The organism is Marinobacter pelagius, from assembly GCF_003315345.1.
Taxonomy (GTDB): Bacteria; Pseudomonadota; Gammaproteobacteria; order Pseudomonadales; family Oleiphilaceae; genus Marinobacter; species Marinobacter pelagius_A.
Genome location: NZ_QNRO01000007.1, coordinates 124,880 through 144,911 on the forward strand (window position 1 = coordinate 124,880; position 20,032 = coordinate 144,911).

Genomic DNA, 20,032 nt, shown 5'->3' on the forward strand with positions numbered 1-20,032 from the left:
TTATGCATCACCTTTGATAGACCCGAATGTCCGCTTTGCGACCGTACCGAACCATCGGCCCGAGCCGATCTGCTTAAACAGATCGGGCGCTGGGCCGGCTCTAAAGTGGCGGCGCTGGCCCGGTATCGCTGCGAACGGATTCGGGCTCTGACGGATCAAGCTGCCGACAAGTTCCAGATAGGTAGTTTTATGGAGCCGATACCGAGAGGTTCTGGGGTAAGGAGTTCTGTGGAGCCGTTCGGCAACGCCTTCACAATTGTGTTGCCGCAAAACCGACGCTGGCCTGGTGCCGCTGCGAACGGATCCCGTCTCTGGAGGATCAAACCGCTGAACGCTTCGAGGCAGGTAGTTTTATGGAGCCGACGCCAGGAAGCTAACTGAGTCATAGTGATGAACCCAGTAAACCTCGACCGAATACATGACCTCATGCAAAACGGGCTCTATTCCGGGTGTGTTGCGATCATCAAAAACGAGGAGGTAGGGGAAGCTACCCTAAATCACCTGAGCGAGAAGGCACGGCAATGGTATCGCTCAGTACGCGTATTTAACTTGGACAAGGAAAGCCCTGAGCAACTGCTCTTGTGTGACTCTGAGCTTGTTGTTGTGCATGGTTTTGAACAATGCTCTTCCCAAAGGCCTGAAACCTACGCGGCGCGGTCGGCACTGGAGAACAGAAGGTACAAGGGGTTATTTGCGATCCTATGCCTGAACAGGGAGGCGTTCCGGCACCACTTTTGTAATCCCGCCCATCCCTTTTACCATTTCTGTGGCGAAATTGAGGAGGGACAAATAAGTGATCTCATTGACGGCGGGTAGGCGTAACCGGGGCGGCTTGATCGCACCCTCGATAGAGCCTATCCATGCCTCTGGTGTAATCCGGATCGCAGTACTCCCTCATGCGAACCGTGTTTTTGTGAGTGGCCCGGCGAGCGAAGAAGCCTTCAGCATCGTCTGGCTGTAGCAGTAAGCGCTATTCTGCGTTGGCTCATAAGCATCGCTCCGGAAAACACTAGATTGAACGAACGGTTCTGGGTTGGGTAGTTGGGTGAAACCGTTCGGCAACGTCTTCACAATTGTGTTGCCGCCGAGCGGACGCTGGTTTGGTACCGCTGCCAACGGATTCTTTCTCTGGAGCGGGTTAAAACCGCTGAACGGTTCCAGGCAGGTAGTTTTATGGAACCGATGCCGGACGGTTCCAGGGCAGGGAGTTCTGTGGAGCCGTTCGGCAACGCCTTCACAATGTTGTTGCCGTTGCGCCCAGCCACGGCAACCGGTAGGACAACCAATACCAGGAGCGGGCATGGACCTCACCAAAGAACAGATCCGGACGGACATTCTCAAGCGTGTGCAGCGCTGGGCCGACTCCGACGCCGCCGCGTTGGCCTGGTACCGGTCGGAAAGGATTCCGTCTCTGGGCGATCGCACCCCGGAAGAACTGGTCAACCAGGGCCGGAGCGACGAGGTACGCGCCTACCTGGCGCATCTGTCGGACGGCGGGTATGCGTGACCGAGACGGTCAGAACCGCCGACGACCGCGCCGGGGTGGTTTGATCGCGCCATTGAAGAGCGCGTCCATGCCTCTGGCGTAATCCGGATCGCGATACTCCCTCATGCGAACCGCGTCCTTGTGCGCGGCCCGGCGAGCGAAGAAACCTTCAGCGTCGTCTGGAGAGGCGGGTGCTTTCTTGCATTGGGCCATAAAAATCACTCCCGAATGAAAGGGCGTTTTCCGTCACCGGACAGGATACCGCGTCAAAAGGACACTTTCAGGGTACCGAATGAACCATTGGGACAGATTTAAGGGTCCCGATGAACCAAAGGGACAGTTTCAGGGTGCCGGATGAACCATCGTTACTGTGACATAATAGGGTAAAGCCGGCAAAAAGCGCGGTTTTGGGGTGGTAACAGGCCACCGGTTCACTGCCCCTGGGTCAATCTGGTTCGTCCTTTGGTTCGCGACTAGGGACCGCCCGGAAGGAAATGCCATGAATAAAAAACGCCTAACTGAAAAAGACCTGCTCGAAGGCCTGGATGCCCATACAGCCCACGCCGACGAGCTGGCGCAACCGCTTCCGCAGGAACTGACGCCGCTGGAGCGGCTGAAAGGCTCCGTCAAACGCTACGAGCGCCCCTGGATCCGGTTTGGGGCGAGTGGTTTGAGTCGGAGGAGCGCCGAGGTTCGCGCCTACCTGGCGCACCTGACGGACGGCGGATATGCGTGAAAGGGCAACGTATTATCAGAGTACACCCACCTCGTCAGATATGGGGTGGTATACACTGGCAGGAAATGCAGGGAGCTCCACAATGGCAACAAAATACTCAATCGAACCAGACGCCAAGCTCGCCAGCCTGGCCAAAGATATGTTCCACGGAGATGACGAAGGGGCAAGGCGCTGGCTTAAAAGTCCCGCCCGCCAGTTTAACGGCGAGAGCCCCGTAGAGCACGCGCAGACTGAGCAAGGTGCTCGGGAAGTAGAAGCGCTGATTGGCCGCATCCGACACGGAGTGCTTTCGTGAAATTGGCTAGGGGTGCCTGAACTCCAATTGAAAAGCTGATTTTATTGAAAGGGCTCTCAGTCTGTCTGACACCTACGGGCAGGAAATACGGAGTACGCCACCATGCCACTAAAGCGCCCAACCGAAAAAGACCTGCTGGACGGCCTCGATGCCCACACGGCCCACGCCGACGAGCTGGCGCAACCGCTTCCGCAGGAACTGACACCATTGGAACGACTGAAAGGTTCCGTCAAACGCTACGAGCGCCCCCTGGATCCGGTCTGGGAGGAATGGTTTGAGTCGGAGGAGCACGTGACCGGCGATTTCATGGACGACCGGGATCAGCCACCGAAAGGCCGTAAGGAATGAGCGCCTATATCACGGGCCTTGCCGCTCTGTGCATTCCGCACGAGGGCAGAATCAAACCGTTCTGGCACAGTCTTCGTGCACCGGATACCAACTGGAGTGTCGCCGGCCGGAATTACCCGGATACCTCAAACCTGTTCGGGGACCGGGAGCTCGTCGATGTGTCGGAGTACCTGGTCCTGGCCGGGATTCAGACCACCCTGTTCCGGTGTGCCAGCTATGAGCGGGCGGTGTTCGATCTGCTGTACCACCACATCGAACAGAACAACCGACCCGTGCCGAATGTGCAGCCGTCGGACCTGGATGATGTAGTGGACTTTGAGGTGATTCAGGGCTGGATCCGGGAGTGGGAACGGGCTGGGCGACTGAAACAAGGGAAGGCCATGCGGAGCTGGCTTAACATTGAAGATCCGTAGGTGGAAATTCAGCATGAACACACAACCCAGCATCAGGTCCTATATCACAGACTTGGCCGATCAACTCGGTATACGGTATCAGGCTACGCCCGAAGATGCGTTGGCTGTCATCGCTGCACGGCTGGCTGGTGATGGGGTGGTGACCGATGAGACCGAAGATCTGATTGTCGCGCTTAAACGAGCTGGGGCGATCAATGGCAGAGAAATGGTTGCTCTACTGGGTCGGCATTTGGATGAGAAGTTTCCAGCGCAGTAATTAAGCACTCCAAAGAACAACACCCTCTCGGGTGATGTTCTGAAGCAGGGCCGGGTTGGAGTAGCCAGTTGGATTAGCCCATTCACTCTCCCAAACCGGCAGAGCCTGAATTGAGCCCTTCTGCCGTCATTTTTGTTACTCGTTCCGGGTTAAAGGGTTGGATCCTACTGTGTCCTCATCATACCGCCCCAACTCCTGATCCAAGGCTGTTAATTCGTCCAGCGCGGCAAGACGTGCGTTATAGTCGATGCTCTCGAAACCGGGCGGAGTAAGAAGCTCGTGTTCGAGCGCCCAATCCATAAAGGGCAGCAATCGTGCAATGTTCCGGGCGTCATCCACACCGCGATGCGGCCGCCCCTCAAAGGCCAGGTCATGGAACGCCAACGCACTGGCCAGCCCCGTTTTTTTCTTCTGGCCGGTGGATCGCCGCCAGATTCGTTTCAGATTCAGGTGCGGACAGGCCAGGAAGCGCGGGGCGATGCCGTGGGTTTCGCTTTCGGCCTGGATATGGTGTCGATCGTAGTTGCCCCAACTGCACCAGACCAGGGACTCGGCAGGCCGACCTAACCACTCATCCAAGGCGCGAACCACCTCGGGGTAGACTTGGGCAGCATTCACCATGGCCTGAGTAATCCCGGTCAGAGAACGGCAAAACGCGCTGAGATCCGGGTTCCGGACTGGCCGCACCAGGAACGACCGGCTATCCATTAGCTCGCCGGCACGGGTCGCCAGCGCACACCCGAATTCGATGATTTCCATGTTCCCGATGCTCTGGCGTTCGCCATTTGGCAACCGGGAGTTTTCCCAGCAGGTGGCTTCCAGGTCCACGATCAAAAGGGGGTTGTCGTTGGATGCGGTCATAGGAAGTTACATGCGATAGCTAGGGCAGTGAAAGGCAACAAAATTGTGAATCTGTTGCCGAAGCGAGCGGCGTCAGGCCGCCTTCACTATACCGAGGGCAGCTATCGAATGGCATAGGAAGTTTGATGCGATGGGGAATGTTCCGCGTGTACCTATCTCCACGCCTAAGGTAGTCCGTGTGTACCTACCTCGAAGGCCTGAAAGTGAGCGCAAATCCCGAAAAAACAAAGAAATACGGCTAGAGTCATCCGGGGAATCTACACCAATTCAGCTTGAAGGTAGGTACAGACGGATTATTACAAAGTGCCTAATGTGTGCGCCCAATACCAGAAGAGCAGTATATGAGGTAGGGAGTTTCATGCGATAACTGGGGACGAGCGGCAACCTCATTCACTATTACGAGGTGCGTTACCAGGTGGGATAGGTAGGTTTATGCGAAAGTTAATGCTCCGCGTGTACCTACCTTCCCACACTAGATAGCCCGCATGTACCTACCTTTACAAATTTAAAGCCCCAGTGGGCTGGACCTAACTCTCTGGTTGATCTGCTCACACCCACGATTTTTTACTTTCTTTCTTTTTCCTTTCTTTCTTTCTTTCTGCATATAATCCCGGACTACGTTTATCATTGGAGCTGACCTATGCGACCGGCCGAAATAGCGAATCAAGAAATCATTGAAGCTGGAAAAAAACTGCAGTCCACAGGAAAGAATATCACTGGCTACGGGCTTCGCCGTGTTCTCGGCGCGGGAGATCCGAAGCGCCTGAAGTTCGTTTGGGATGAATATGTCAGCAAGGACAAAAGTGAAACAAACGATGATTTGCGCCTTCCGGCCGAGCTTGAGGACCTGGTAATTGAGCTTGAGAAGAACATTGTAGAACAGGTTCGTCCTATAGCGATTCAGCTCTATGACGGTGCTCTAAAGGCAGCGCAACGGCAGGTGTCGGAGACATCTCGTGAGCTCAAGCAATTAAAGTCCGAAATAGAGGCCGAGATTCTCGATGCGAACGCCATTATTGAAGACCTCGAGCAACGGCTTACGGATGCGTCTCAGCGACTTGCAGCAACGTCTGAAGAGCTGAAGCAATCGCAGGAAGCTCGGTATGAGTTCGAGCGACAAGCGATTACTTTGGAAGCTGAGGTGAAACACCTCAGGGAGAACTCAACGTATGAAGAGTTGATGAAGCGAATTGTTGCGCTTGAAAGCAGAGGTCATAATGGTTGACCCTTTTCGATATGTCGGTGGCTATCATCGGAACATTACTACTTTACCCTTCTGAGTTGTGAAGCAAACTGGGCTAAATTGGAGAACGATTTACGCTTGGATTATTTCAGCACCAAGTGACAGGAGGTACGGATTGAATGCTTTGCTCTGTCCCCATGACGAGGTTTTAGTACAAATCTTTAGTATGGGTACTAAAATTAAGTGGTTGATAGGAAAAGATAGGGCATGGGTCTGGTATAGTTTTCCTGGTAGTAGCTGCGAGATCTCGTCTTGAGCCTGTCGTTGTTGTTGGACCCATGGATTTACCAGTTTGGTACACTAAAAGATAATCTTGAAGCGAGAGGTCCCCATGCAAAAGAAACGACCAACCGAGCAGGAGCTACTTAAAGACCCAGATGCCTTCGGAGCCCACGCAGACGAGTTGGCAGGGCCGCTTCCCCACGAGTCCGAACCCTTGGAGAGACTGAAAGGGTCAGTGAAGAAATTCGAGCGACCCACGGACCCCGTTACTGATCCAGAAGATTGGGATGCTTGGTTTGACGGAGAAGGTGTTTCAGGAGATTTCATGAAAGACCATGGAGAGAAGCAAGAAATTGGTCAGAACCCGGACAACCCTCCTCCCAAGTTTCATTTTTGATCTGGTGTGAGCCGGGTGCATTTTGACTTATAGATCTTTCATACGGGTCTTGCCTCACTTATTACGGTCGCCCTGACTCTTATAGGCAAATCGCCTAGCGTAACCAGATCAATCTTTACTTTTAGCAGTGACTGAAGCTCATCCTGAAGGCCGCCCAAATCCAACAACGTGGCACCGGGTAGTGGGTCCACCAGTAAATCTAGATCACTGGTATCGCCGTCATCTCCGCGAGCAACTGAGCCAAACACGCGTACATTTGTCACTGGGTAACGACGGGTAATTTCTCGAATTTCATTTCTGTACCGGCTAAAAACCTTGGAAGTCCTGCCCATATCATTTCGCCTTGAATGCTCGCGTCTAATGCAATACTTGGTAGCCGTAAAACGTTCACACTTTGCTAGTAATAGCCTGCTTCCAGTTATGGGGCAATAGCTGGTTCATGCTAAGTGTCCACTAGAAAATAAGTGGACACTAACCTGACGACGGTAGCGCCAGGCTCAAGATGTAATTACCGGGCGGTTACGAATCACTGCGCAGTGGTCACCGGTTTTCTGTTATGATGACACTGATCCAGCATCCCCCATTTAGTAGATTTTAGCAGCGAAACTTACTGATCACGAATAACGGACATTACTAGGGAGTAGCTCGATTAAATAGCTGAGGCAGGTCATGACAAGTAAGTGAGTGCGTCGAGACTCATTGCATTTTTTCTTCGAGAATTGAAATCGACCTAGCGCTACCAAACTTTGGAACTTGGATGTTGTGCTTTTGAATCAGGTTCGCCATCTCATAATTCTGATATAGCAGCGACATATAGCGAGTTTTGAGGATTTCGTTCTCTCTTCTAAGCGCGCCGATCTCTGCGTCTTTCTTGGCAACCTGTTTACCAGCTATCTCTTTAGGTGTGCGTTTAGCGATGGCTTCACTAGCTTTTTCAATATCATCGATTAGCTGCTCAAACCCTGGTCTCTTACGTATGGATCCGCGCTTTTTGCCAGCCTCCATCGCAACAGTATCTTTGTTTATCGCGGTGCCCTTCGGGACGTTTACAGGCTTGTTTTTCTTGAGTCTTTCGAGGGCCGCATAGTAGTCATCAACTGCACCCATTACGCCCATCCTCCGTCGCTGAGTATTGTCTTTATCTTTTCAAGCTCGCGCAAAACCTCATGGAATTCTGGAGAATTCTCATCCATGTTTTTAAGGCTGTTTTCCAGGCCTTCTGAGTGAGCTTTGAGTTTCTCTGCACTGTCGGCACAAATATCAGGAACGATGTGGCTGGTGCTTTCTACGACCTCGTTTTTGCCACCTGTCGAGCAAACATCTGCACTCATGCAGCTACCCAGATTGGTTCCTACGTATTTTTCGTCTTTGACCCCAGTCATAGCTCGATACCTTCCTCTTCCAGAAGTTTCACTTTGATTTTCTTCAGCTCCGATTCTGTGGTTCTGTAAGCAGGTGAGTTCCTGTCGAGGTCTTCCAGACCCCATTCAAGATCCTCTGCATATGCTTTTAGCTTTTTGCCTCCGTCACCACCAATAATGGAATCTGGGCAGCCGAACACGCATGGGACAACTTCGTCTATGCCGTAGGAGTCGCAAACTTCTTTTCTCGTGCAGCCTCCTACCACGGTATCTCTGTATGCAATTCTTCCTTCTCTGATTCCTTTCTCTGTTTCTTTACGACTTTTCATAACCTTGGGTAGGTTGGACTCATCCTTATCCTTTTGAATATGTTTTCCAGCGCCTCCGCTCAACCTTGTACTAGCCGCAATTACGTTCTCGTGAAAAGCCAATGCCATGTTAAATACTTGTTGCTCTCTAAAGTCTTTAACCAATGCATGTTCGTCGGGAATGCTCCCATCCTCATTTAATATAAGGTTTTCGGCGAACGATGAGTTCTCGGAGTACAGAGCCGTCATCATTAGGCTCAAATGCTTGAGCTGGCTACCAAGTGACGGAAGGGAGACCATTCCCGATCTTGATGCGTACACAACGAGCGCTCTTCGATACTGGTGATTTGCGAATGGCCAGGCTTGACCAACTTCATATTCCCAGTCTCTCAGCGCATCGAAGGTTTCAAGCTCATCAACGTCTTCTTGTTCTATCTCAAAGTTCGATATTAGCTTGGCTGAAGAAACAACGCCTGCCATTACGGTCGTCGGGTAGTCATAGTGCACAAACCGCTTTTGCGTAGTTGGATGTGACGAAAACCATAGCGGCATTTTCGATCGATCAGGCAATGCAGAAGACCCAGTCATATACATGTGAAAACAATCCGCTAGAACTTGCGCTATTCGTACTGCTTTCTCAGCAACATCATTGGTTACCCAATACATTGCTTTGGAGTACTCACCACCATTGAGCTTTGAGGTGTGAGTTTTCAAAACCGTTACGTCACCAAACCCCTTGATGTGGACGCGTTCAATGCAATCGTAAGGGAGAACATCTAACTCATGAGTTCTCATACCAGAGAAAACCAGGCAAGCTAGACCACAGATCTTTTGGACCTCGGCCAGGTAACTACGTAGGGAAAAAAAAGAGATATTAGAACAGCGCGTATCGAATAAATCGGAAAGTCCTGATTCCTCTTTTGCGATCTCAGCTGATTGGAGTTTGACTTGCCCTTTTGACGGGAATTTTTCACGACAATCTATGCCGGAAGCTATTCTTTTATTCCGAATGCGTCTCTTTTTACTTTCGAACGCATCTCCTTTGAATGCGAAATAGTCCATTTCGGTAAAGTATCGAGCAAAAAACTCATTTATTTGCGGTAGGTAAGACCCAACGTAGTCTAACTCACTAGTAATTGTATTGATAAGTCGTGCATAAAGTCTGCTTGGAACAAGTGGAGTTCTTTTGCCGTCACCTCTTGTATAAGCTTTTGACAGTAACGTCATTAAGTAGTCATAGTCATCAGGACTAAATAGCGAAAGACCAAGAATATCTCTGGTGTCGGGCCTGTTTAAAACGTAATTTATCCGATAAAAAACTACGCGAGCAGATGACCCCCTGATATTGTCAATATCATCCAAAGTATTTGCTACGGATTGCCTCAGGGCCGCCTGAAAGAATGAGTTCTCACTTGCGTTTGCCAGAGAGCATCCAGTCCTGTGTGCCAACCTAGCCAACTTTCGAAGCACGGAAAAATAATTCGGAAATGTTTTTACGTTCTCTCTCATCCGAGCTTCTGGTGTAGCGATGAGGGTGAAAAAAATCTTCTTCAGTTGAAGTTTAATTTCGTAATACAAAGCATCCGGTTGCTTATCAAACCAAGAGGCGAAATTTAGAGGTTTCAAGCCCTGTTCGTAGGAGAAATCCCATGTGTCATCCTCAAATCGATGCCACGGCAAGCCGTCAGCATCTACCGTAATTACTGTAGAGGGGTCTATTCCCGTTCGTTGGATCTCTTTGAGATCTACACTTTTACGTAGCAACATAGTTAAGCCTCTAGCGCGTTCATGAAGGCATCAATCTTATTTCTCCAGTATTTTGAGTAGTTACCGGCTTCTACCTCCGAAAGTGCTTTATCGTAAACCAAACCATGCTCTTCGCTTGTGTTTCTAAAATCGTCAATGATGTCGTCAATTCGCTCCATTATCGGAAGAAACTTTTCAACATGCTCATCGATATTTCGCGATACTTCCTTAGTTTGCTTCCTAAGCCAGGCCTTCGCAGAAAGAATTAGCTTAATATCTTGAATATCTGCATGGTGACCAAAGTGAACGCAGAAAAAACAGGTTAACGGCGCACTACAGCGTGGCTGTGGGGCAAACTCAGTCACGCCTTGTATTTGAGCAGGAGCCTCTTCATTGGCTTCACAACTTCCTGTGTGTATTCGTGCCCCAGAGGTATGTATCGGTACTGAGGCTGAGTAGGTTTTAGCTTTAATTGAGACAGCCTTTGTAAGAGCGTCAAAAAAGGACGTAAGCTCTCTGGCTGAGTCTTCGAACGACTTATAATTGTAGTTCTTTCGGGTGACTTCAGGAGAGCGTCCCATTATTTTTGAAACCTTACTGATATCACCATTTGTAAGATCAAGAAAGTTAATGGTTTTGAAATCTCTTCCAGATTTACTTAACGGTGTTTCTGCATTTGGCGGGAAGCCAACTTGATTTGTGTTACTAATTCTCAGAAGATTTGCATTAGCTTGGGATAACTGGAATGACCGATTGGTCTGATATGACTTTTCACTGACTAGAGGGATGCCGAGATTACCGAAATCTTGGTCATACTTATCAACAGTAAGCTTTCTTATCTTCAAATATTTTCGCCAAAGCGGTAAAAACTTGGCAGAAAAACGCATAGGCTTTTTAGAGTATCCAGCTCTAGCCTTTGTTACTGCTTGACGTTTTGCGTCAGACGATTTGCTCAATGGTAATGAAAAATCAACACCCTCAAGCTGTTCAATATTACAACCTGAAGCCATCAGTAGAAGGTGGGAAAAATGTATTCCCGCCTTTCGGAAAAGATGCAAAGTGAAAAATTCATCTTCACTGATAAGCTGAGCACAATATTTTCGATGATTAACGCCCAAATATCTTCTGTGTCCGAGTTCTTTCACTCTTTTTTTTACCGCTTCAGCATCGAAAATAAAGTTATCGTTTTCGTCGAAAAACTGATCTTGGCCACTATCTCGCCCACTCGATCTAGAATCTTCAAGGCTTAGAGAGTCTAGCCGAAAGGTCCACTGCTTATAGTCTTGGAATCCAATATCCTGCCTTGGAACTATCAGGGGACGTTCTTGATTGTTTAAGAGGAATGATGCGATTGCTTCAAAATGACGCAGGTTGAGTTTCCAAAAAATCTTCACATCGTTTTCGGAGGCCCGCCGTGTTTGGGGATCGCTATACGCGCCTTTTTGGTCTATCTTGAGCGCACTATTTTTTAGCGTCTCCATCTTCAACCCACTTGATATCGATAGAAAAAACTGCATGCCATATTGAATCTTCTTGAGACTCCCCCTTGTTCGCGACTTGCCTTTAATTGCAGAACCGCGAGCCTCTCGATATAAATACTCTGTAAAACGATAGTATGTTTCAAAGGCATCTTTATGAGAATAGATAAAATTCATTCTTTCATGTTCTTCTAGCCAGTCGAAAATCGAGAGTATATGAACGATATAGCCTTTTGATACCTTGCGGCAGCGACGGATATACTCTTCAACAATCTTACATCTAGCCGGAGATAAGCTTGATTTAACTACTGAACCAGCCGAAGTTATATATTTGGCCCTTTCATGGTAGCACGCGGCATAAATATGAAAGTTGTGGTTTTTATAAGCAATTGTGGTGCGTTCAGGATATACATCCTTAATTGGAACCGACTCATCATACGCATCAATATAAATTGGATCGTCAATGGTCTCATAAATAGACTGCACTTCTTTGGTCATGTAGGGAAAGTCCCATTTAGAATCGCGTAATGATCGTCTTCAAGCTTGTTTATTTCTTCCACTTCAGAAGCATAGTTTAAATATTGATAGGTCGTTTGTATAGAGCTATGTCCTAGCCTTACTTTCAACTGGCCAACCCCAACATTTGGATTTTTGCCTGCATTTATCCAGTTTCTCATAAAGTTCATTCCATAAGTCGCCCTCAAATCGTGAAACTTAAAATCCCTGAAGTCTGGGTGCTGAGCACCAATGAACTCTTTCAATCTATTCATGAGAGTATTTATTGCCTGTCCCTCAGCAATTGGAAAGTCAACTCGGTCCTGTAAACTTAACCTCTTACTATAAGAAGGGTCAGATCTATCTTTAAGTTCTTTATGGCTTGTGTAAAAAGGCCTTCCTTCGGTGTTAAGGAAAAGGTAGTTTTCGTCGCATTCCCCATAAAAACTATGTTTTCGTTTTTCTTTCGCAGAGTCTGAGTCTGCATAACCAAGTAATTCTATTACCAGGTCCACTGGGAAAAATAGGGATGAACGCTTGCCATATTTCATTTCGCCTTTTAGGTCAGTAAGACATCCTGCGCCAATAGAAAGTATTACTTCTCCATATTTATTTGGCTTCTTCCTTGAAAGATCGCGCAAATCAGAAATTCTTAGGGTGGCTATTGATTGTAATCTTGCACCTGTTCGCAGTGCAGTATGTGCCATTAACTCAAAAACCCTATTTCCATAGTTTGAAATAGATTCGAGTAAAATCGCTTGGTCATTAAGGTTTAATGGAATGAGATTGTCGCCATCTTGTATAACGTTCGGATCATCATCTTGTGAGTTTGAGACTCGGAACGATATATCAGTGGTTACAGCACTCATGATCGCTTGAATGCCTTTAGAGTTTATATATCGGACGCTTACTGAGAATTCCTTGAATGGATCATTTTCTATTAGACTCTCCTCAACGAGCCCCCACTCCAAAGCCTTCCTGTAAAGCTGGATTACCTGAGACATCCTCTCTTTTACAGTGCTCAGACCGATTACCTGGGGTGTTTTTCTTAGTAAATTTTGTAGGTAGCGCTTATAAACGTATGTAACACGGTCATCAGGGTCTTCCGGGAAATGAAGATCATGAATGTTGTGGCCGACTTTCTGCATTGACTCTATCCACCGCAAGTAAGCACTTAAATGTTTAGCTTTCGAATGCAACGTTTTGATGGACGGCTCAGAAGTTTTTGCAGCTTCGTAGAAATATCTTTGCAAGTAGAGGTTGCCTAGATCCCAGGGCTCTCCAGAGTCTTTGAAGATCATAGGAAAATTTCTGATCAGTCGTTCCTGTTGAGGAATGATTCCTTCTCTAAAATCAATATACTTGATCGGCCTGAAGGTGGCGGTGGGCGTTTTGCTGGATAAATCCCAAGTAACAATCTTCGGATTAAAGAAGTCAATCTTAGATAGTCGACTTTTGGCCGTTAGACCTTCCTTTGATTTTTGACCTCTACCCATTTTGTTTCCCTAAACGTTTTGTACATAATGTGGTGCGTTTAGGTTGAGATGTCAATAGGCATGCGTTTAGGGTGTAGCGGGATGACAATCATCTGGATGGTGGCGAGGAAGAGGTGGCCGGGAAACGCCAGCCAGTTACCGATCAACCTCCCTTTTTCCGGCTCGATCAGGCCGACCGAGGGGCCGAGAAGGGTTCCGACCACCAGGCCGGCCCCCATCCCGATCAATACCTTGAGCCATAGTCGTCCCTTCACTAGCCCGGAAAGGTACACGTTCAGGTGTCGAAGTGGGCGCAGGTAATAATTCGGGAAGTCTTCGCTGTTATTTGTCATGCTGGCGTCGTCCCTGTGCTTGCCAAGTGCTGACCTGAGCCTAGACTGAAAACAGATCGATCATAAAAAGAGGAATTGCCATGCCATTCTCGCCGAACCACCTTGCAGAGCTCAATCTGTTACTGCAGTTTCCCTCCACCTCCATGCAGGAGGGTATCAAGGTGCATGCCCATTCCGCCGCGCCGGAAACGGTCCGGGCCGCCGAGAGCCTGTTCGCCAAGGGGCTGATCAGCCAGAAGGACGGCGGCTACCTGACACCAATGGGGACCGAGGCGGTAGAACTGACCCACAAGCTGCAGTCCATACTGACCAGCAAGTGAGTCAGCCTGAAACGATGGTACGTACCATCCGAGGGTATTCCGCTTTGGGACCAGTTGCGCCGCCGGGTTAGGGTAAGGACTGGACCGGGTGGTTATTTGCGCCCGAAACTTCAGTTCTGGCAAGGAGTTGAGCGTTTGGTGTCTGCCTCCGAACCGAAACAACGAGCCAACTGGACCCGATCGCCGCTGCTGTGGATGGCTGGCAGTGTTGCCGGTGTCGGTCTTATTGTCGGGATACTGTATGCCCTGGGTGTACACCAGCAGATCGTCGACCTGTTGCGTTGGTTTGATGAGCAGGGTGCCTGGGCGGCGCTTTTCTTCATCGCGATCATGATCGCCGCCATGGTCCTGCTGTTGCCGGGTGTTTTATTGACCACGGGGGCCGGCTTTGTGTTCGGTGTCGTTGAGGGCACGGTCTACGTGGTAATCGGCACCACCGTCGGGGCCGGGCTTGCGTTTCTGATTGCCCGGTATTTTTTTGGCGAGACCGCCCACATCTACATCCGTAACCGGGCAAAGCTGTCGGTGGTGACCGATGAGATGGCACCCCATGGCTGGAAGATCGTATTGCTGACGCGGCTGATCCCGTTTTTCCCGGGCAAGGTATCCAACTACCTGTTCGGCCTGACCAGCTTTTCATTTCCCGGTTTTGTTGCGGGCACCTTTCTCGGGGTGATTCCTTTCTCACTGCATAACGTTTACCTGGGCTCGCTGGCGGCGGACATCTCCACCCTGGGGGTTCGGGAAAGTGCCCGTACGCCCCTGGAATGGACCATTTACGGTGCCGGCTTTGTCGGTACCGTATTGGCGGTGGTGTTCCTGAACCGACTGGCCAGGCGGGCTCTGGCCCGTTACCGGATGGAAACCGAACCCATGGAACAGGAGGATACTGAATGAGCTGGATGAACTGGTTGCCCTGGCGTTACATCATCAAACGGGTGGCGCGCAGGCATGGTTTCCTTGATCCGATCACGCTGCTGGGCAAGTTGCACGGCTTTGCCCAACCCTCGGAGGTGGGCGAGCCCATCGAGCTGCTCCGGGCCGGGGTGGTGTTTCACGCCCGGGGACTGATCAACAGCCGGGTCATCCAGCACAACCTGGACTGGGTCTGGCCATACTGGGTGGAGCGCCAGTTTGATCCGACCGATACGGCCTTTGTTCCCAGAGCTTTTTCCATCACCCATATCAACCTCACCAACCGGAACTGGACTGCCATCGGGCAGCCCGACGTGGATGAGTTGCCGATCGTCGATCCCCGGGGATTGGTGACCCCGTTGTACGATGGCTGGTCTCTTGACGGATGGTTACTGGCGGAGGATGGTCGCTGCCTGCTGCCTTCCAGGGCAAAGCAGGCCCGTCAGTGGCAGGAACTGGGCGATAGCCCGGCCGTTGTCACTGAAACGGTCCACGATGGCCTGAAGCTGACCAGCCGTAGCCGCGTGGCCATCGAGAATGGGCGGCCGGTGTGCAAGTTTACCTTGCGGGCCGAATCGGAGGTGAAGGCCTCATTGGTGCTGTCCCTGCGGCCGGCCAATCCGGAGGGCATCAGCTTTATCCAGCAGGTTCAGCTGGAGGAGGACGGCCGCGGCTGGCTGGTGGACGGCACGCAGTCCGTTAAATTCGACCGTACCCCCGAATCGCACCATGTGTCTGATTACAAACAGGGGGACGTTCACATTCACCTCATGGATCGGCAGCAGGAGACCGAAGGCAAGTGTGACGTGGGGATGGTCACCGCCGCAGCCCTGTTCCCGGTAGCCGCCGATGAGCCCTCGGAACTGACGGTCAGCATTCCCCTCGAAGTAGCCGGCCTTACGCCGGCCGGACCGGACGCCTGGCACCGGGTCCGGGAGGACACCGCGCGCCTGGAGTGCCCGGATGAGAAATACCAGTTCCTGTATGACGCCGCAGTGGCCTCGCTGGTTCTCCATTCCCCCAAGGATGTCTATCCGGGACCCTATACCTACAAGCGGTTCTGGTTCCGGGACGCGGCCTTCATCATCCATGCGCTGTTGAGCGTGGGGTTGACCGAAAGGGCCGAGCGGGCCCTGAACCAGTTTCCGGATCGACAGATGCGCGATGGCTATTTCCGCTCCCAGGAAGGTGAGTGGGATGCCAACGGCGAAGTGCTCTGGATTCTGGATCGTTTTTGCCAGCTGACAGGGCGTGACTTGCCGGAACGCTGGGAGGGGCCAGTCATGAAAGGCGCGCGCTGGATCCAGAAGAAACGGCTCAGCGAAAACCTGACTTCGCCCCACGCTGGACTGCTGCCGGCTGGATTCAGTGCCGAACATCTGGGACCGAACGATTATTACTACTGGGATGACTTCTGGGGCATTGTCGGCCTGAACTCTGCGGCGAATCTGCTGCGGGATCAGGACCGGGAGGCCAGCGAGAGCTTTGCCGCCGGAGCCCGGGAATTCAATCAGGCAGTGGAGCGTAGCCTGGCCAGTTGTGAGCAGCGTCTGAAGCGGCCCGGCATGCCGGCATCACCTTACCGCCGGCTGGATGCCGGCGCCATTGGCTCGCTGGCCGCAGGCTATCCGACCCAGCTGATGAAACCGGATGACCAGCGCCTGCTGGATTGTGCCGATTTCCTGATCGACCGGTGCTTTGTCCATGGCGCGTTCTATCAGGACATGATTCATTCAGGGCTGAACGCTTACCTGACACTTCATGTGGCCCAGGTTCTGCTGCGCGCCGGTGATCGGCGCCATGTGGAGCTGATGGATGCCGTGGCTGATATGGCGTCCCCGACCGGTCAGTGGCCGGAGGCCATTCATCCGGGCACCGGGGGCGGCTGCATGGGGGATGGTCATCATGTCTGGGCGGCGGCCGAGTGGGTACTGATGATCCGCAACTGTTTTATCCGGGAGGAGGGTAATCGTCTGATTATCGCTTCCGGCATCCCGGAGCGTTGGCTGTCCCAGGAAAAGCCAATCCGCTTCGGCCCCGCACCAACCCGCTTTGGCACCGTGACCGTGGCCATCGAGCCACGGCCCGGTGCCGAGCCCAAAGTGAGCTGGGATGCCGACTGGCATGGGGAGGCTCCGGAAGTGGAGATTCGCCTCGCCGGGTGACCTCATCTGTACCGGTTGGTCTGTCCAGTGCCTGTATCTGTTTTGTTTGTCTGCTAACTTCTAGAGTATTGCCAAAGCAGATACTGGAGACCGGAACCTGACCATGCCCCCCATTTTCTACAATTTTTGCGTTCCAGCGCTATTTGTCTGGCTTTGGAGTACAGGGTTTATCGGTGGCAAGTTCGGACTGCCTTACGCTGAACCGTTCACCATGCTGCTGATCCGGATGCTGCTGACCCTGATCCCCCTCGGCATCCTGGCCCTGGTACTTAAAGCCCGTTGGCCCGGCTTTCGTGGGGCAGGGCACCTGGCAGTTACGGGAATTCTGGTGCACGGCTTTTACCTGGGTGGCGTTTTCTACGCCATCGACCAGGGCATGTCGGCCGGGGTGGTTTCCCTGCTTGTCGGGCTTCAGCCGCTGGTAACGGCATTGGCGGCGGTGATCTTCCTGAAGGAATCGGTCAGCGTGCGCCAGTGGATTGGTCTTGTCCTCGGTCTGGTTGGTGTGGCACTGGTGCTGACAGAAAAGCTTGGGGCGTCCTCAGCAGATGTGGGCATTCCGCCCCAAACCCTGATCTGGGCCCTGCTGGCGTTACTGGGTATTTCCCTGGGCACGGTCTATCAGAAACGGTATGGAACCAGTGTGGATCTGGTTTCCGGAACCATGATCCAGTACGCAGCAGCAGGCACCTTGTTTGCGATCGGGGCGTTCACCCTGGAAACCCGCGAGGTGCAGTGGACATTGGAGTTCAAGCTGGCCCTCGGCTGGCTGGTGTTCGGCCTGTCGGTCAGTGCAATACTGATCCTGATGTGGCTGATCCGGCGGGGCGCCGCATCCCAGGTGGCCAGCCTGTTTTACCTGGTGCCGCCGGTAACCGCGCTGGAGGCCTATCTTCTGTTTGGTGAACGTCTCGGGCCGCTGGCGATTGCCGGAGGGCTTGTGGCGATTACCGGGGTGGCCCTGGTGACCGTGAAGGCCCCGGGGAAAGCCTGAGGAGATCTGTCTCATGACCTACTGGCTGCTGGCAAATTCAGAGGCAGGTGACGGTCAGAGAGGCCGGAACTTCTGGCTCGACCACCTTGTAGGGGCGGGGTTGGAGTGCCCTGAGTGCCGGGACATCGGTGACGGTCGTTGGCCATCCGAGATTCAGCCGGGGGACGTGGTGATGATGGCCGGTGGTGACGGTTCAGCGAACTATGGTGCCAGGGTCTGCGTTGAGAAACGGGCCGTACTTGCGGTCCTGCCTTCGGGAACCGCCAACGACTTCGCCCGGAATATCGGGCTGCCGGAGGATCCCGACGAGCTGTGCCGGCTTATTGCTCGCGGTCCCCGCCGGCACGTGGACGTTGCCCGTTTGGGTGACCGGATTTTTCTGAATGTCGCCCATGTCGGGCTGGGAACACTTCCGGCCCGGGAGTCCGGAGGGCCAAAGAAAAAACTCTTGGGGCGTTTCACCTATGTGGTTGAACTGCTTCGGCGCGTGAATGCCCGACGAGGCTTCCGGGCCGAGATCCGCTGCGGCAAAGGCTATGTGCGTGGGCGGTGGTTGTCGATCGCCGTGGCCAACGGCACCAGTTTCGGCGGTGGTCACGAGATTCCCGAGGCCGCCCCGGATGACGGCTATCTTGAGGTGATTGCAGTCCGGCCCCGGCCACTGGCCCAGCTGTTGCTGACCTTCGTGATGGTTCGGCTCAACCGTGAGGCCCCGACCCGAACCAGTACGCTGGTGCATCTGAAGGGCAAACACTGCACCGTTTCAACGCGTAAGCCCAAAACAGTGACGGCGGACGGGGACATCGTCGGCAAGACGCCGCTGGATGTATCCTGCCAGCACCAATCCCTTAAGGTGATTGCTCCGTAGATACGTTTTGTCACTGACTTTTCGGGCCGAAAGGGCGATGATAAAGGCCTAAGTGGCATAAACTACCAGACTGACTGGCGAAAACCTCCAGTCGCACCCCTATCGCACTATCCAACGAGAATCGCCGAGAAGGATAAGAGAATGCGCGTCATGACTGTATCCACCATGGGCTTCCTGTTGCGGGCTGCCAGGTCTGCGCTGTTGACCCTGGTGTTGGCCGGCACAGCATCATCGGCACTGGCGGCCGAGCGTCTGTATATCTTTACCGAGAACTATCCTCCCTATAATGCCTCCAAATCCGGTGAGGGCTTTGCCCATAACGAGGATGAGATTACCGGCATCTGCACCGACATGGTCAAGGCCATGATGGCGCGGGTGGACTATGACTATGTCATGAAGATGAGGGTCTGGAGCTACGCCTACGACTGGGTTCAGGGCCGCAAGAACCATGGTCTGTTCTGCACGGCCCGCACCGATGAGCGGGAAGACCAGTTCCAGTGGGTTGGTCCATTGGCTTCCATCAAGTGGACCCTGTTTGCGGCACCGGATTCCGATATCACCCTGTCCACTCTGGAAGACGCCAAAGACCTGCGCATCGCCGGCTACAAGGGTGACGTGATGTCAGATTATCTGGTGAGCAAGGGCTTCAATGTGGTCATGGGTCAGTCCGGGGATGTGAATGCCCGGCGCCTGGTGCTTGGCCAGGCCGATTTGTGGGTTACCGATGGTCTGGTTGGCCCGCTCGTCGCGAAAGAAGAGCATGACATCGAGGGTCTGAAGCCGGTACTGGTTTTCCGGGAAACGCCCATGTACCTGGCGGTGAGCAAGGAGACCTCGCCGGAGGTAGTCCAAGACCTCCAGAACGCGCTTGATGCTGCTCGCAGTGCGGGAGAGATTGATTCGATTGTTGCAAGTTACCAATGACCGGGGTGAGATGATCTGGAGTCGGCAGGCCATGGATTTTGGTTCCGGGGTTGAATGATCAAAAAATGACCTAAGTTTTGGGGTATAGGGCAAGCACAAATGAAATTCGTGCTCGACGCTGACCAGCCGAACCGGAGGTTCCTATGGAAGATCCGAAAACGGTTGTTAAACATGAGCCCCGAAAGAGTCTGATTATTCTGTTCCTGTCGGCAATGTACAGTATCGTAATCGGCATCGTTGTCTTGATCGGCTTGAGCAGCGGCGATACAGACATGGCTGAAGGTGCCGGGTGGATTCTTGTGATCTGCGGCGTGATCAGCCTGATCTATTATTTCCTCGCGAGAAAGCAGACGCCACCCGCGAAATAGCCGCT

General features: G+C 52.2%; 24 protein-coding genes. 15 read left to right on the plus strand and 9 right to left on the minus strand.

Features of this window, described 5'->3' with window-relative positions; all coding sequences use genetic code 11:
- Positions 1–1,300 precede the first annotated feature (1,300 nt).
- On the plus strand, positions 1,301–1,507 hold the full coding sequence (locus tag DET50_RS08700; protein ID WP_113862473.1) for a DUF2384 domain-containing protein: 207 nt from the start codon (positions 1,301–1,303) through the stop codon (positions 1,505–1,507).
- 9 nt (positions 1,508–1,516) lie between these two features.
- On the opposite strand, the gene DET50_RS08705 is transcribed toward DET50_RS08700, so the two are convergent.
- On the minus strand, positions 1,517–1,699 hold the full coding sequence (locus DET50_RS08705) for a hypothetical protein (protein ID WP_113862474.1): 183 nt from the start codon (positions 1,697–1,699) through the stop codon (positions 1,517–1,519).
- A gap of 286 nt (positions 1,700–1,985) precedes the next feature.
- On the opposite strand from DET50_RS08705, the gene DET50_RS08710 reads away from it, so the two are divergent.
- From DET50_RS08710 to DET50_RS08730, 5 genes are all read left to right on the plus strand, one after another.
- Positions 1,986–2,222 carry a hypothetical protein gene (locus DET50_RS08710; RefSeq protein WP_113862475.1) on the plus strand — a complete coding sequence of 79 codons (237 nt, stop codon included), beginning with the start codon at positions 1,986–1,988 and terminating at the stop codon, positions 2,220–2,222.
- 82 nt (positions 2,223–2,304) lie between these two features.
- Positions 2,305–2,517, plus strand: coding sequence for an MbcA/ParS/Xre antitoxin family protein (locus tag DET50_RS08715; protein WP_181799957.1), 213 nt, complete (start codon positions 2,305–2,307; stop codon positions 2,515–2,517).
- A 102-nt stretch (positions 2,518–2,619) separates the two neighbouring features.
- Complete coding sequence (locus DET50_RS08720; protein WP_113862477.1) at positions 2,620–2,865, plus strand: AbrB/MazE/SpoVT family DNA-binding domain-containing protein; 246 nt, start codon at positions 2,620–2,622, stop codon at positions 2,863–2,865.
- A complete protein-coding gene (locus tag DET50_RS08725; RefSeq protein ID WP_113862478.1) occupies positions 2,862–3,278 on the plus strand; it encodes a hypothetical protein in 417 nt (138 codons plus the stop codon). The genes DET50_RS08720 and DET50_RS08725 overlap by 4 nt, the downstream gene beginning before the upstream one ends.
- Before the next feature lie 13 nt (positions 3,279–3,291).
- On the plus strand, positions 3,292–3,534 hold the full coding sequence (locus DET50_RS08730) for a hypothetical protein (RefSeq protein ID WP_113862479.1): 243 nt from the start codon (positions 3,292–3,294) through the stop codon (positions 3,532–3,534).
- Between the two features lie 135 nt (positions 3,535–3,669).
- Here the strand turns inward: DET50_RS08730 and DET50_RS08735 are convergent, their stop codons facing one another.
- Positions 3,670–4,395 carry a 3'-5' exonuclease gene (locus DET50_RS08735; RefSeq protein ID WP_113862480.1) on the minus strand — a complete coding sequence of 242 codons (726 nt, stop codon included), beginning with the start codon at positions 4,393–4,395 and terminating at the stop codon, positions 3,670–3,672.
- A gap of 640 nt (positions 4,396–5,035) precedes the next feature.
- On the opposite strand from DET50_RS08735, the gene DET50_RS08740 reads away from it, so the two are divergent.
- Entirely contained in the window at positions 5,036–5,620 is a 585-nt protein-coding gene (locus DET50_RS08740) for a DNA-binding protein (RefSeq protein WP_113862481.1), read from the plus strand.
- A 349-nt stretch (positions 5,621–5,969) separates the two neighbouring features.
- On the plus strand, positions 5,970–6,257 hold the full coding sequence (locus DET50_RS08745; RefSeq protein ID WP_113862482.1) for an AbrB/MazE/SpoVT family DNA-binding domain-containing protein: 288 nt from the start codon (positions 5,970–5,972) through the stop codon (positions 6,255–6,257).
- A gap of 38 nt (positions 6,258–6,295) precedes the next feature.
- Here the strand turns inward: DET50_RS08745 and DET50_RS08750 are convergent, their stop codons facing one another.
- The 7 genes from DET50_RS08750 to DET50_RS08780 form a co-directional block, all read right to left on the minus strand.
- Positions 6,296–6,589, minus strand: a complete 294-nt coding sequence (locus DET50_RS08750; protein ID WP_113862483.1) for a nucleotidyltransferase family protein — start codon at positions 6,587–6,589, stop codon at positions 6,296–6,298.
- A 364-nt stretch (positions 6,590–6,953) separates the two neighbouring features.
- Positions 6,954–7,364 carry a hypothetical protein gene (locus tag DET50_RS08755; RefSeq protein WP_181799958.1) on the minus strand — a complete coding sequence of 137 codons (411 nt, stop codon included), beginning with the start codon at positions 7,362–7,364 and terminating at the stop codon, positions 6,954–6,956.
- Positions 7,364–7,639, minus strand: a complete 276-nt coding sequence (locus DET50_RS08760) for a hypothetical protein (RefSeq protein WP_113862484.1) — start codon at positions 7,637–7,639, stop codon at positions 7,364–7,366. The genes DET50_RS08755 and DET50_RS08760 overlap by 1 nt, the downstream gene beginning before the upstream one ends.
- The gene (locus DET50_RS08765; RefSeq protein WP_113862485.1) at positions 7,636–9,693 is read right to left on the minus strand and encodes a hypothetical protein; all 2,058 of its coding nucleotides are present in this window, start codon (positions 9,691–9,693) and stop codon (positions 7,636–7,638) included. Before DET50_RS08765 ends, DET50_RS08760 begins: the two co-directional genes overlap by 4 nt.
- Before the next feature lie 2 nt (positions 9,694–9,695).
- On the minus strand, positions 9,696–11,648 hold the full coding sequence (locus tag DET50_RS08770) for a hypothetical protein (protein ID WP_113862486.1): 1,953 nt from the start codon (positions 11,646–11,648) through the stop codon (positions 9,696–9,698).
- The gene (locus DET50_RS08775) at positions 11,645–13,141 is read right to left on the minus strand and encodes a site-specific integrase (protein ID WP_113862487.1); all 1,497 of its coding nucleotides are present in this window, start codon (positions 13,139–13,141) and stop codon (positions 11,645–11,647) included. Before DET50_RS08775 ends, DET50_RS08770 begins: the two co-directional genes overlap by 4 nt.
- A gap of 38 nt (positions 13,142–13,179) precedes the next feature.
- Positions 13,180–13,473, minus strand: a complete 294-nt coding sequence (locus tag DET50_RS08780) for a dicarboxylate/amino acid:cation symporter (protein WP_258546089.1) — start codon at positions 13,471–13,473, stop codon at positions 13,180–13,182.
- Between the two features lie 80 nt (positions 13,474–13,553).
- Here DET50_RS08780 and DET50_RS08785 point away from each other — a divergent pair, with 80 nt between their 5' ends.
- The 7 genes from DET50_RS08785 to DET50_RS08815 all read left to right on the plus strand — a co-directional run bounded on the left by DET50_RS08785 (position 13,554) and on the right by DET50_RS08815 (position 20,027).
- Complete coding sequence (locus DET50_RS08785; RefSeq protein WP_092001511.1) at positions 13,554–13,793, plus strand: TIGR02647 family protein; 240 nt, start codon at positions 13,554–13,556, stop codon at positions 13,791–13,793.
- Between the two features lie 138 nt (positions 13,794–13,931).
- Positions 13,932–14,690 (plus strand): TVP38/TMEM64 family protein, encoded by a 759-nt coding sequence (locus tag DET50_RS08790; protein ID WP_258546090.1) that lies wholly within the window; start codon positions 13,932–13,934, stop codon positions 14,688–14,690.
- The gene (locus DET50_RS08795) at positions 14,687–16,873 is read left to right on the plus strand and encodes a hypothetical protein (protein ID WP_113862488.1); all 2,187 of its coding nucleotides are present in this window, start codon (positions 14,687–14,689) and stop codon (positions 16,871–16,873) included. Before DET50_RS08790 ends, DET50_RS08795 begins: the two co-directional genes overlap by 4 nt.
- Positions 16,874–16,976: 103 nt before the next feature.
- Positions 16,977–17,867 carry a DMT family transporter gene (locus DET50_RS08800; protein ID WP_113862489.1) on the plus strand — a complete coding sequence of 297 codons (891 nt, stop codon included), beginning with the start codon at positions 16,977–16,979 and terminating at the stop codon, positions 17,865–17,867.
- Between the two features lie 13 nt (positions 17,868–17,880).
- On the plus strand, positions 17,881–18,735 hold the full coding sequence (locus tag DET50_RS08805) for a diacylglycerol/lipid kinase family protein (protein WP_113862490.1): 855 nt from the start codon (positions 17,881–17,883) through the stop codon (positions 18,733–18,735).
- Positions 18,736–18,885: 150 nt separating this feature from the next.
- A complete protein-coding gene (locus DET50_RS08810) occupies positions 18,886–19,659 on the plus strand; it encodes a substrate-binding periplasmic protein (RefSeq protein ID WP_404932730.1) in 774 nt (257 codons plus the stop codon).
- A 143-nt stretch (positions 19,660–19,802) separates the two neighbouring features.
- The gene (locus DET50_RS08815; protein ID WP_113862492.1) at positions 19,803–20,027 is read left to right on the plus strand and encodes a hypothetical protein; all 225 of its coding nucleotides are present in this window, start codon (positions 19,803–19,805) and stop codon (positions 20,025–20,027) included.
- Positions 20,028–20,032: the final 5 nt, after the last annotated feature.